General features: G+C 33.7%; 13 protein-coding genes. All 13 read left to right on the top strand.

Features of this window, described 5'->3' with window-relative positions:
* Positions 1-108: 108 nt before the first annotated feature.
* Positions 109-981, top strand: coding sequence for a succinate--CoA ligase subunit alpha (gene sucD, locus DI487_RS15080; protein ID WP_109570384.1), 873 nt, complete (start codon positions 109-111; stop codon positions 979-981).
* 153 nt (positions 982-1,134) lie between these two features.
* A complete protein-coding gene (gene fabG / locus DI487_RS15075) occupies positions 1,135-1,881 on the top strand; it encodes a 3-oxoacyl-[acyl-carrier-protein] reductase (RefSeq protein WP_109570383.1) in 747 nt (248 codons plus the stop codon).
* Positions 1,882-1,896: 15 nt separating this feature from the next.
* Positions 1,897-3,924, top strand: a complete 2,028-nt coding sequence (locus DI487_RS15070; RefSeq protein ID WP_109570382.1) for a hypothetical protein — start codon at positions 1,897-1,899, stop codon at positions 3,922-3,924.
* 180 nt (positions 3,925-4,104) lie between these two features.
* Positions 4,105-5,967 (top strand): LTA synthase family protein, encoded by a 1,863-nt coding sequence (locus DI487_RS15065; RefSeq protein WP_245896448.1) that lies wholly within the window; start codon positions 4,105-4,107, stop codon positions 5,965-5,967.
* A gap of 14 nt (positions 5,968-5,981) precedes the next feature.
* Positions 5,982-6,506, top strand: coding sequence for a phosphatase PAP2 family protein (locus DI487_RS15060; RefSeq protein WP_317046233.1), 525 nt, complete (start codon positions 5,982-5,984; stop codon positions 6,504-6,506).
* Complete coding sequence (locus tag DI487_RS16660) at positions 6,404-6,724, top strand: phosphatase PAP2 family protein (RefSeq protein WP_317046292.1); 321 nt, start codon at positions 6,404-6,406, stop codon at positions 6,722-6,724. The genes DI487_RS15060 and DI487_RS16660 overlap by 103 nt, the downstream gene beginning before the upstream one ends.
* Before the next feature lie 11 nt (positions 6,725-6,735).
* A complete protein-coding gene (locus tag DI487_RS15055) occupies positions 6,736-7,767 on the top strand; it encodes a sulfite exporter TauE/SafE family protein (protein WP_109570380.1) in 1,032 nt (343 codons plus the stop codon).
* Positions 7,768-7,845: 78 nt separating this feature from the next.
* Positions 7,846-8,283: a thioredoxin family protein gene (locus DI487_RS15050; RefSeq protein WP_109570379.1), complete on the top strand. Its 438-nt coding sequence runs from the start codon at positions 7,846-7,848 to the stop codon at positions 8,281-8,283.
* Between the two features lie 3 nt (positions 8,284-8,286).
* Positions 8,287-9,273: an FAD:protein FMN transferase gene (locus tag DI487_RS15045; RefSeq protein ID WP_109570378.1), complete on the top strand. Its 987-nt coding sequence runs from the start codon at positions 8,287-8,289 to the stop codon at positions 9,271-9,273.
* 12 nt (positions 9,274-9,285) lie between these two features.
* Entirely contained in the window at positions 9,286-9,495 is a 210-nt protein-coding gene (locus tag DI487_RS15040; protein ID WP_109570377.1) for a DUF4266 domain-containing protein, read from the top strand.
* Positions 9,496-9,512: 17 nt separating this feature from the next.
* Positions 9,513-10,847 carry a DUF3570 domain-containing protein gene (locus tag DI487_RS15035; RefSeq protein WP_109570376.1) on the top strand — a complete coding sequence of 445 codons (1,335 nt, stop codon included), beginning with the start codon at positions 9,513-9,515 and terminating at the stop codon, positions 10,845-10,847.
* A 6-nt stretch (positions 10,848-10,853) separates the two neighbouring features.
* Positions 10,854-11,513 (top strand): response regulator transcription factor, encoded by a 660-nt coding sequence (locus DI487_RS15030; protein ID WP_109570375.1) that lies wholly within the window; start codon positions 10,854-10,856, stop codon positions 11,511-11,513.
* 1 nt (position 11,514) lies between these two features.
* Positions 11,515-12,891 (top strand): sensor histidine kinase, encoded by a 1,377-nt coding sequence (locus DI487_RS15025; protein ID WP_109570374.1) that lies wholly within the window; start codon positions 11,515-11,517, stop codon positions 12,889-12,891.
* Positions 12,892-12,913: the final 22 nt, after the last annotated feature.

Raw genomic sequence — 12,913 nt, 5'->3', positions numbered from 1 at the left:
ATACTAATTTAGCAAAAATCCATGAAAATATTTTTAAAAACACATGGCTATTTTGTTTAAAAACTTATTTTTGTAGAATAAATAATAACAAATCAATAATCTCAAACTATGAGCGTTTTAGTTAATAAAAATTCAAAAATAATTGTTCAAGGATTTACTGGTAGTGAAGGTACTTTCCATGCATCACAAATGATTGAATATGGTACAAACGTTGTAGGAGGTGTAACACCGGGTAAAGGTGGTTCAACTCATTTAGACAAACCTGTTTTCAATACTGTGAAAGATGCAGTAGACCAAGTAGGTGCCGATACTTCTATTATATTTGTTCCGCCTGCATTTGCTGCAGATGCTATTATGGAAGCTGCAGAAGCCGGTATCAAAGTAATCATTTGTATTACAGAAGGTATTCCTGTAGCAGACATGATCAAAGCATTCGATTATATTAAAGATAAAGGTTGTCGTTTAATCGGACCTAACTGTCCCGGAGTAATTACTCCTGAAGAAGCAAAAGTAGGAATTATGCCTGGTTTCGTTTTCAAAAAAGGAAAAGTAGGTATTGTTTCTAAATCTGGTACTTTAACGTATGAAGCTGCTGACCAGGTTGTAAAACAAGGATTAGGTATCACAACTGCAATCGGTATCGGTGGTGACCCGATCATTGGTACTACAACTAAAGAAGCAGTTGAATTACTAATGAACGATGCAGAAACGGAATGTATCATCATGATCGGTGAGATCGGTGGACAATTAGAAGCTGATGCAGCTCGTTGGGTTAAAGCTGACGGTAACCGTAAACCGGTTGTTGGTTTTATCGCAGGAGAAACAGCTCCTAAAGGTAGAACAATGGGACATGCAGGAGCTATCGTAGGTGGTGCCGATGATACTGCTGAAGCTAAAAAACGTATCATGAGAGAGAACGGAATTTTTGTAGTAGATTCACCGGCTGAGATCGGTAAAAAAGTGAAAGAAGTTTTAGGATAATTTCCTATTCTATATAAAATTTGAAGCCTCGGTTAGCCGAGGCTTTTTTTATACAACTGACAGATAAAATTAGGATAACTTTAAAAGAGGAAGACTATATCCATAATATCGAAATTGTTATATTTGCTTTAAATTTTTAACAAACTGACAAAAATGAAATTATTAGAAGGAAAAGTTGCTATTATTACCGGAGCCAGTAGAGGTATCGGGAAAGGAATAGCAGAAATATTTGCCAAGAACGGTGCTAATGTTGCTTTTACGTACAGTTCATCTGCTGCTTCAGCTCAGGAATTAGAAAATGAATTAAATGCTTTAGGAATTAAAGCAAAAGGATACCAATCAAATGCTGCTGATTTCGGTGAAGCGCAAAAATTAGTTGACGATGTTTTAGCCGACTTCGGTACGGTTGATATCCTAATAAATAACGCCGGAATAACAAAAGACAACCTTTTAATGCGTATGTCTGAAGAAGATTTTGATAAAGTAATTGAAATCAACCTGAAGTCTGTTTTCAATATGACTAAAGCCGTTCAGAGAACCATGCTAAAAAACAGAGCCGGTTCCATTATCAACATGAGTAGTGTAGTGGGAGTTAAAGGAAATGCCGGACAGGCTAATTATGCTGCATCAAAAGCAGGTATGATCGGATTTACTAAATCGATAGCTTTAGAGCTAGGATCCAGAAATATCCGTTGCAATGCAATCGCTCCCGGATTTATTGAAACAGAAATGACGGCAAAATTAAATGAAGAGGTGGTTAAAGGCTGGAGAGAAGCTATTCCGTTGAAAAGAGGAGGAACTCCTGATGACGTAGCAAATGCTTGTGTGTTCTTAGCATCAGATATGAGTGCTTATATTACCGGACAAGTATTGAATGTTGACGGTGGAATGTTAACTTAAAAAGAAACTATTATTATGACTTCAGGCACGTTATTATTATTGAGTTTAGCTTTTATTATAGCTGCTTGTTTGTCGTATTATCAATACCTGTATAAAGCCAATGAAAGAACGCTTAAGTACTTTTTATTGGCTTTTTTACGTTTTTTAAGTTGGTGTTTAGCTTTTGTATTGCTTATCAATCCGGTTTTTAGCACAAAGAAATACGAAATTGAAAAAACGCCACTTCCTGTTTTTCTGGATAATTCCGAATCGGTAGCTGATTTAAAAGCTGAAAATGAGGTTGAAAATGTTTTAAAAGCAATTCAGGAAGATCATGATATCAAAGAAAATTTTGATATTCACGTATTTCAGTTCGACCAAAAAATAACTTCGTTTAAAACTTTAGATTTTAAAGGTAAACAAACACAAATAGAGAGACTTAGCGAGGAAGTAAAACAACTTTTTAGAAATAGAAAAGCTCCGGTTATTTTAGTTACAGACGGTAATCAAACCTATGGAAATGATTATGTATATAGCTTTACGGAAAACACTCCGGTCTATCCGGTTGTGCTGGGTGATACAGCGACTGTTTTGGACCTAAAGATCGACAAGATCAATGTTAATCCGTATGCTTTTCATAAGAATAAGTTTCCTGTTGAATTATTTTTAAGCTATAACGGTTCAAGGCGTATAGAATCTTCTTTACAAATCATGAATAGGGGAAGTGTTGTTGCTAAACAATCAGTTTATTTTGACAGCAAACATCAATCTCAGGTTGTTCAGGTTTATTTGGAGGCAAATGTGATCGGTAATCAAAAATATACAGCTACATTGAGTAGTTCTTTAGTTGAAAAGAATAAAAAAAACAACAGCAAGCCATTTGTTGTTGATGTCATTGACCAACGAACGGAAATTGCTATTATCAGTGAAATAAACCATCCCGATTTAGGTGCTTTAAAGAGAAGTATTGAAAAGAATCAGGAACGAAAAGTTACGTTACTGACTCCTGATAAGATAAGTGATCTAAGTCAATATAATGTTGTCATTTTGTATCAACCTACACCTAAGTTCCGATTTATTTTTGATGCAAATGCTAAACTAAAATTAGGAACCTGGATCATAACCGGAAAAAATACAGATTTCGATTTCTTAAACAGCGTACAACATGATTTTGTTTTCAGAATGAACAATCAAACGGAGAGTTATTCTCCGGATTTTAATCCTGTTTTTAATGCTTTCTTACAGGAAGATATTCATTTTAATAATTTTCCGCCGTTAGAAAATAAATTCGGAGCTATCCGATCTTCAGGAACTGAAAATACATTGTTGTTTGCTAAGGTCAGAAATATCGAAACAACTAATCCTTTGTTAGCTTTCAAAGAAGAAGGAAATCAAAGAAGAGGGTATCTTTTCGGGGAAAACATCTGGAAATGGCGGATGGAAAGTTACCTAAGTCAAAAATCATTCAAAGATTTTGATTTATTGACGGATAAGATCATACAATATTTAGCAACAAATTCAGATAGAAAAACACTGCTGATCGATTACCAGCGTTTTTATAACAGTGGCGAAACTATCGGGATCACAGCTCAGTTCTTTAATAAAAATTATGAATTTGATGAAAATGCAGAATTGTCAATTTCATTGAAAAATAAAGAAACCAATCAGGTTAAGAACTATAATTTTATGAAAGCGAATCGGGCTTTTAAAGTAAATTTTGCGAATCTTTCTGCCGGGAATTATAGTTTTATCGTTACCGAAAAAAAATCAAAAACTAAAGAATCGGGTTCTTTTGAAGTCCTTGATTTTAATATTGAAAAACAATTCGTCAACCCTGATTTCAAGCGATTAAAGCTGTTGGCACAAAATACTAACGGTAAAGTCTTTTTCCCGAATGAAATAAAGGATCTGCTTCAATTTTTATCTCAAAATAAAGAATACCTTCCGGTTCAGAAAGAAGTAGTGATCAAAGAGCCTTTGATCGAATGGAAATGGTTACTGTTGCTTTTAACCTTATGTCTAGCAACCGAGTGGTTTGTTAGAAAATACAACGGATTGTTGTAATCTTAAGCAAATCTTAATTTAACATTAAGCTGTTCTTAAGTAAAAAAGATGCAGAAGTGCGGAAATTTGATCTGTTAATCAATCCGCTTTATAATGTTCATATTTCCAAAACGTTACAAGACCTTATTATGGTTTAGCTTAGGTTTTATTCTTATTTCATTTCTGCTAAGAATTGTTTTCATGATCTGGCAGTTAAATGACCTGGATCTTAGTTTTTTAAAATTAATTCGAATCATTTTTACAGGTTTATTTTTTGATTTAGGTGTCCTTTCCTTTTTATGGACAATAATATCGTTTTACCTATTATTTACACCTAAAAGATGGATAGGAACTATTGCTGATAAAGCCGTTGTTTTATTCGGAATGGGATTAGTAACCCTAATCTTTACGTTTACTTTTTTTGCTGAAATAACTTTTTGGGAAGAATTTCATTGTCGTTTTAATTTTGTAGCTGTAGATTATTTAATTTACACTTATGAAGTGGTTAAAAATATCAATGAATCTTATCCTTTGGTTATCTTAATTCCTTCAATACTAATGCTGGTAGCTTTAGTGTTTGTATTGTTTGTAAAAAATAAAGTATTCAGCGATACTTTTCTGGATAAAACAGAAATGAAAAACAGAGCAATAATATTTAGCGGAAGTCTGGCTGTTTGCTTATTTTATTCCTTTTTTATTAAAAATAATCAGGCTGAATGGTCTGAGAACCGATACAACAATGAAATTTCTAAAGCAGGAATCTATTCTTTCTTTTCTGAATTCAGAAATAACAAGTTGGATTATGCCGCTTTTTATGAGACAATCTCAGAAGAGAAAGCATTTGCTACTATCCGTAAAGATTTAGACAGAAAGAACAGTCGTTTTATTTGTGAAAAAGAATGTATCAAAAGAGAAATAACAGATACTTTGCAAGAAATTCATCCGAACGTAGTATTTGTTTTAATGGAAAGTATGAGCGCTGACTTTATGAGATCTTTCGGAAACAACGGAAATTTAACGCAAAATTTAGACAATTTAACAGAAAAAGGATTATTTTTAACGAATCTATTCGCTACCGGTAACCGTACAGTAAGAGGAATGGAAGCTGTAACCTTATCTATACCACCTACACCCGGACAAAGTATTGTAAAACGTCCGGATAACAGTAATTTGTATAATGTTGCTAACGTTTTCAAAGCTAAAAATTACCAATGCAACTTCTTTTACGGAGGAGATGGATATTTTGATAATATGAATGCCTTTTACGGAGGAAACGGTTTTGATATATACGATAGAGGTAGAGGAAGTATTTTGAGTGATAAGATAAAAACAACGCGTCATTTAATTGAAGACGAAGAAGTTACCTTTGAAAATGCCTGGGGGATATGTGATGAAGATATCTATAACAAAATGATTGAAGTAGCAGACAAAAGCTATGCAGCTCAAAAGCCGTTCTTTAATTTTGTAATGACCACTTCTAATCACAGACCTTATACGTATCCGGAAGGAAAAATAGATATTCCTTCAGGAACGGGAAGAGACGGAGCTGTGAAATATAGTGATTTTGCCATCGGTGAAATGTTCCAAAAAATCAAAGATAAACCATGGTTTAAAAACACTGTTTTTATTTTTATAGCAGATCATTGTGCCAGTAGTGCAGGAAAAGACGAGATAGACGTTAAAAATTATCATATTCCGGCTATTATCTACGGAAAGGATATCATTCAGCCGGAAAAAGTAGAAACACTTTGTAGTCAAATTGATATTTTTCCAACGTTATTTGGGCAATTGCATTGGAGCTATACCTCAAATTTCTTTGGTAACAATGTAAAAGCTAATGATTACCAATCGAGAGCTTTGATTGCTACATACTTGAAATTAGGACTTTTAAAACCAAATCATGAAGTTTTAGTTCTGTCAAATAAAAAGAATTGCCACCAGTATTTATGGAATGAAGAAACAAATGAACTACAGTCACAAGAAGTAGATACCAAATTTGAAAAAGAAACGATAGCTTGGTACGAAACTGCTGATTATTTGTACAACAACAATTTGTTAAAGTAAAATAGAATTGTCTCATGAAGGTGTTTTTTTCAATAGTAGCCCTATTGTCTTTATTTTCGGTGTCGGCTCAAATAAAGAACGATACCATAATACAAGATCAACGGCTGAAGTTTGATTACAAATCTTTAATCATACCGTCTATTTTAGTGGGCTATGGTATAATTGGTATTGAGAGTGATGGTATTAAGTATTACAATTCTGAAATAAAGCATGAACTCAATGAAAATATTGATGAAAAATTCACAATTGATGACTTTTCTCAATATGCGCCGTTTGTTTCAGTATATGCCTTAAACGGACTTGGATTACAGGGGAAACACGATTTTAAAGACAGAACAATAATTTTGGCAACCGCATACCTTCTGATGGGAGGAACGGTTTACGCCTTAAAAACAACAACAAAAGTAGAAAGACCTGACGGTTCAACGAATAATTCATTTCCTTCAGGACATACTGCAACAGCATTCATGGGGCAGAATTTTTATATCAGGAATACAAAGATATATCTGTTTGGTACGGTATTACCGGATATCTGGTAGCAGCCGGAACCGGTTTCTTCAGGATGTATAACGACCGGCATTGGCTTACTGATGTAGTAGCAGGAGCCGGAATAGGGATCATAAGTACTAAAGTAGCTTATTGGCTACATCCGGTAATCGAAAAAAAGATATTCAAAAGTAAAAATAAGTCGAACAAGATTGCAATGCCTTTCTATAACGGAAAGCAATATGGTGTGGGGGTAGCTATTACTTTTTAAAAGTTTAATATATGATTCTGAAAGTAATATTCTTAGGGCTTACCACAATCATTGCTTTTTGGCTAAGCGCAATAAGCGGCGGCGGCGCAAGTCTGATTCTGATTCCGGTATTGAACTTGTTTTTACCGGCTTCTACTATCCCTTTTACTTTAACAGTAGGAACACTGTCAAGCTCAGCTTCTCGGATAGTTTTCTTTAAAAAACATATTAATTGGAAGATATTCTTTTGGTTTTTTCCGTTTTCTGTTCCTGCTGCATTTTTAGGAGCATCACTCATGAAATCTCTTAACCCTGATTACCTGCAATTCGGAATTTCTCTTTTTTTAATAGCTAATGTAGCTCAGTTAATACAATCAAAAGACAAGTTAGAAAAGAATTCGAAAAAATCCAATAATTCACTTTTAGCCTTAATTGGCTTTTTAGCAGGCTTCATATCAGGAATAACAGGAGCTATAGGATTATTATTTAACAGGTTTTACTTCAAATACGGACTTTCAAAAGAGGAGATCATTGCTACAAGGGCTATAAATGAGATTTGTTTACATATTACGAAGTTAATCATCTATATTTCATTGGGATTATTCTCAAAAGATGCAGTTTGGTTTGGTGTAACGATAGCTTTGGGAGCTATTGCATCTTCCTATACAGTAAAATTTTTACTTCCTTTTATAAAAGACTCTTTGTATAAGAGAATAGGCTACACCGCTATGGTGTGTTCCGGTTGTATTTTATTAATAAGTTCATCCAATAGAATTATAGAACAGGATCATATTTCCGTATTTACTCAAACAAATGAAACAACAATAAATTGGAGAAATAAAAAGATAGCCTTAGAGTTCTCTGAAAAAGAAGGCTTAGAAATAGAGATTCCTATTGATAAAGAAGAATTACCGGAAGAAATAAAAAAAGAATTTCATAAATTTACAGAAGAGTATGACAAAATAATCATTGAAAAGATTTACAAGAATTATACAACTGAATATTATGAATTCAACTGTTATCGAGAAAATCATTTAAAAAGAGTAGCAGTGCTCAAAGGATAAATTAAGATTTACTTAAGAAAAAAAAGTAGCATACTTTTTGCAGTTATAAATTGTTTAATTTGTATAAATATTTAAAGCATGAAAAAAATTGCAACGTTATTAGTTCTGTTATTGTGTTCGATTACAGGATTTTCCCAAGATTGGAAATACAATTTTGAGGAGGCAAAAAAGATAGCACAAACGGAGAATAAAAATATTATCATGATATTCTCGGGTTCTGACTGGTGTGCTCCGTGTATTAAATTAGATAGAAATATTTGGCAATCAGAAGAGTTTAAAAAAGAATCTGCTGAAAACTGGGTTTTAGTTCGTGCTAATTTTCCGAGAAAAAAAGCCAATCAGCTTTCAGAAGAGCAAACAACTCACAACAGAGCATTAGCAGAGAAATATAACAGAGAAGGAAGCTTTCCGTTAGTTGTCGTATTAACACCTACAGGAAAAGTTTTAGGAAAAATGGGCTTTAAGAATGTTCCGCCTGAAGAATATATAAAAATGATTCATGCATTAGAAAAATAAAGAATGCGTTATTTATTTGTCGTTTTATTTTATGGATTAATAGCTAATGCCCAGATTGTTTATAAGAAACATCAGGGGCTATTAGGAAGTCCTTTTGAAATTACAGTAATCGTTCCCGATAGTACTAAAGGGGAATATTACTGCGGTATGGCTATAGCCGAAGTAAAGCGAGTAGAAAACTTAATTTCCGATTGGATTCCGGAAACCGAAATTTCCCAAGTCAATAAAAATGCAGGGATTAAACCGGTTAAAGTCAGCAAAGAAGTATTTGAACTTGTTTTCAGAGCCATTCAAATCTCTAAGTTGACAGAAGGCGCTTTTGATATTAGCTATGCTTCAATGGATAAAATATGGAAATTTGACGGAAGTATGAAACAAATGCCGTCACCGGAAGAAATCAAAAAATCTGTCGAGCGTGTTGGTTATCAAAATATTATTTTAGATGCTACACAATCGACTATTTTCCTGAAGAATAAAGGAATGAAACTTGGTTTAGGAGGAATAGGACAGGGGTATATCGCAGATAATATCAAAACATTATTGCAAAGCAAAGGCTGTACTTCAGGAATTGTAAATGTTTCGGGAGATATAAATGTCTGGGGAAATCAACCGGACGGGCAGCCTTGGAAAGTAGCCATTGTTAACCCGATGAATAAGTCAAAAGTTTTTGCTACTTTTCCTTTGATCGATAGTGCAGTGGAAACTTCCGGAAGTTATGAAAAATTTGTAGTGTTTAATGGCAAACGCTATTCCCATATCATTGATCCCCGTACAGGATATCCTGCCAGCGGTATCGTTAGTGTTTCTGTTTTTGCTAAACAAACGGAATTAGCTGATGCTTTGGCAACAGCGATCTTTGTAATGGGAAAAGAAGTAGGGCTTAATTTAATTAATCAATTGCCTGGTTTAGGCTGTATTATCGTAGATGATACAGGTGAAATTTTTACTTCAAAAAGTATCGATATTGAACAATACCAACATAAAGAATAAAACTGTTTTTATATGAAGAAAATCTTATTTCTAATTGTATTGGTTGCCGGATTACAATCATGCAATTCCGTTAAAGAGTATGACAAACAATACCTTAACGATCCGGAGATGAAATTGTCAGCCCGAACTGCTGAACGTTTTGAGACTAATTATCAAGTATATAGAGAAGCAGCAGCCGGAGCCAATGGCGGTAAGACCGGAGGAGGTTGCGGTTGTAACTAATCGTTTAAAAGACTAAGATGAAAAAAATATTTGTTTTTCTATTAACAGTAACAGCAGGATTTGCTGCTCAGGCACAAGAGCAAGAGCAGGATTCTACAGGGGTGTCCTATAAGAAACGTGTTCTGGAGGCTACGGAAGTTGATTTCTTAATGAGTTATTATAAGCAGGATGGAGTTCACTCGGCAGTTTCAGGCGGTAAAGGGATGGAAGAGTTGACCGATATCACACCTACAATCGTAGTGACAATGCCTTTAAATGAGGATGACGTTTTAACCGTTGATGTTGGTGTTTCTGCTTATTCATCTGCTTCATCCGGTAATATTAATCCGTTTGATAGTAATACGCCAAGTCCTTGGCAGGCAAGTTCAGGAGCATCTGCTTCAGATCAATTGACCAGTTTGGTTTTAGGCTATAGCCATAGTTCAGATGATAGAAATACTATTTGGAACGCTCATATATCCGGTTCAGTGGAATACGATTACCACTCGATCGGTTTCGGAGGTGGTTATACCCGATTACTTAATGATAAAAACACTGAACTTTCGGTTTCTGCCAATGTTTATCTGGATCAGTGGAAGCCTATTTATCCTAAAGAATTACAAGATTTTGCAGATCATGGTTTGTATGGTGGTATTTACAATTACTTTACCATTACAACAGACGATCCGTTGAACTTTGATCCCTATAATCCTGAAAAATTTAAGTTCCATAGTAACAAAAATCGTAACTCATATTCATTATCATTAGGTTTGTCACAGGTTTTTACACGTAAGATACAGGCCTCTTTCTTTATGGATGTTCTACAACAACAAGGCTTATTGTCAACGCCCTACCAAAGGATATACTTTAGTGATAAACCTAATTATTTTATCAATGAGTTCCAATTGGCAGATGACATAGAGCGCTTACCGGACACACGTTTTAAATTACCTATCGGTATGCGTTGGAATTTTTACTTGCACGAACGAGTAACCATACGAACTTATTACCGTTACTATTGGGATAATTGGGGAGTTGACTCTCATACCGCAAGTATAGAACTTCCGATAAAATTGACTGATAAATTCACATTTTATCCGATGTATCGTTACTATACGCAAAATGCTTCTAAATATTTTGCACCTTATGAAATGCACGTATCAACAGAAGAATATTATACATCTGATTATGATTTGTCTACCTTTGTTTCCAATCAATATGGAGTAGGAGTAAGTTATACAGATATTTTCACTTCCGCTAAAATCTGGAAGTTCGGAATTAAGAATATTGACCTCAGATATAATCATTACAGCAGAAATGATGGTTTAGATGCAAATATTATATCATTTGCTATTAAATTTGTACAACAATAATTTTTTATGAATATACTCATTGTTGAAGACGAAATAGGAATTTTAAATTTCCTGCAACAAGGATTAGAAGAAGAAGGCTTTACTATAACTACTGCTATCAACGGAGTGGAGGGTTTGGAAAAAGCCCTCCATTCTTCTTTTGATTTGATCTTGTTAGACTGGATGATGCCTAAAATGTCGGGATTAGAAGTATGTCAAAATATCAGAAAACAAAACACTACAGTTCCGATCTTGTTTTTAACAGCAAAAGATACGGTTCAGGAAACTATAGATGGGTTAAAGGCAGGAGCTAACGATTATATTAAAAAGCCGTTCAGTTTTGAAGAACTATTAGAACGCATAAAAATTCATTTTCGCAAAAAAGAAGAAACAACGTTACAATTAGGAAATATAACGTTGAATAAAAATACCTTTCAGGTATATGTGGATCAAAAAGAAGTTTCTCTTACACAAAGAGAATTTGAACTTTTAGCGTATTTAATTGAGAACAAAGGAAAAGTATGTACTCGAAATAACATCATTGAAGATGTTTGGGATATTCATTTTGAATACGATACCGGAGTTATAGATGTATTCATGAATGCTATTCGAAAAAAACTCAATTTATCAAAAAATCAGGATTTAATTAAAACAGTCAGAGGAGTAGGCTATATAGCAAACGATTAATATGTTTTCTTTTTCATTTAAAAATAGAATTGCTTTTTACTACATAATAAGTACAGCCTTATTGATAGGCTTTGTTTTTCTGTTTTTATTTCATATTTCTAAACTAAGTATCAATTCTCATATTAACGGTGAAATAGAGAAAGAACAACAAAAACACTTAAAAAATGTTACTCTTGACAGTAATCAGACTTATCTTATAAGGGTTAATCAATGGCGTGACAGAGAACATAACTCTGTTGATGTAAACCCGGTTTTTGTAGAGTTCTATGACAATAATAAAGAGCTCATTGACAAATCTCCTAATCTGAAAGATGAAGATCTATCTCTTTACAGTGAAAAAAAGAATAATAAATTTGTAGACTCTGAAATTAACGGAAAAAAGATCAGACAGATTCAAACAGAGATCGTCGATGATAATAATGTTGTAGGTTACATGGTTGTAGCTATGTCCTTAGATGATGTCGTTTTTATCATTATTTTACAAAATGTCCTTTTAATAACTTACCCTTTAATTTTAGTGATATTATTCTTTATAGCACGGTTCTTTGCCGGAAGAAGTATCGCTCCGATCAGCAATATTATTGAAACCTCTTCAAGCATTACAAAAGACAACTTATCCTCTAGAATTCCGCTTCCGGTAAATAAAGACGAATTGTATCAGTTATCGCTACAGATCAATCAATTATTGGATAGAATAGAAAGTGCAGTTGAACGGGAAAAACAATTTACTTCAGATGCTTCTCATGAACTGAGAACTCCGTTAGCTGTAATTAAAGGAACTTTAGAAGTTTTAATTCGCAAACCGAGAACAAAAGAAGAATACGATCAAAAAATAGCGTTTTGTATCAGCGAAGTCGATCGTTTGAATACTTTGGTAGACCAACTGTTACTCCTGGCACGGTTTGAAAATCAGAAGAAGAACATTAAGAACGATACCATTCATCTTAATGCTTTGATTTTAGATATTTTATCACGTTTCTCACAAAAAATCAAAGAAAAAAATATTTCAGTTCTCACAAAGATCGAAGAAAACTGTACGCTTAATTCTGATTATTATTTAATTTCAATTATCTTTAATAATTTAATTTCAAACGCATTAAAATATTCCAATCCGGATAGTATATTAGTAATAGAAGCCGTACAAACTAAGAACGGATTAAAATGTAAAGTAACGGATAGCGGTATAGGAATTTCAAAAGAAGATTTAGATAAGATTTATAACTCATTTTTCCGTTCAAATGCCACTATGCACCCGGAAATAAAAGGAACAGGTATTGGGCTGTCAATAGTAAAAAGACTCTGTGATCTTTTAAAAATAGAAATAGCTATTGAGAGTATTGAAGAGCACGGTACCACTGTAATACTAAGCTTTTCTTAATTTTACTTTAAGGCAATCTTAA

It is taken from the genome of Flavobacterium sediminis (genome assembly GCF_003148385.1).
In the GTDB taxonomy this organism is placed as follows: domain Bacteria; phylum Bacteroidota; class Bacteroidia; order Flavobacteriales; family Flavobacteriaceae; genus Flavobacterium; species Flavobacterium sediminis.
This window is presented reverse-complemented; position numbering and strand designations above follow the sequence as displayed.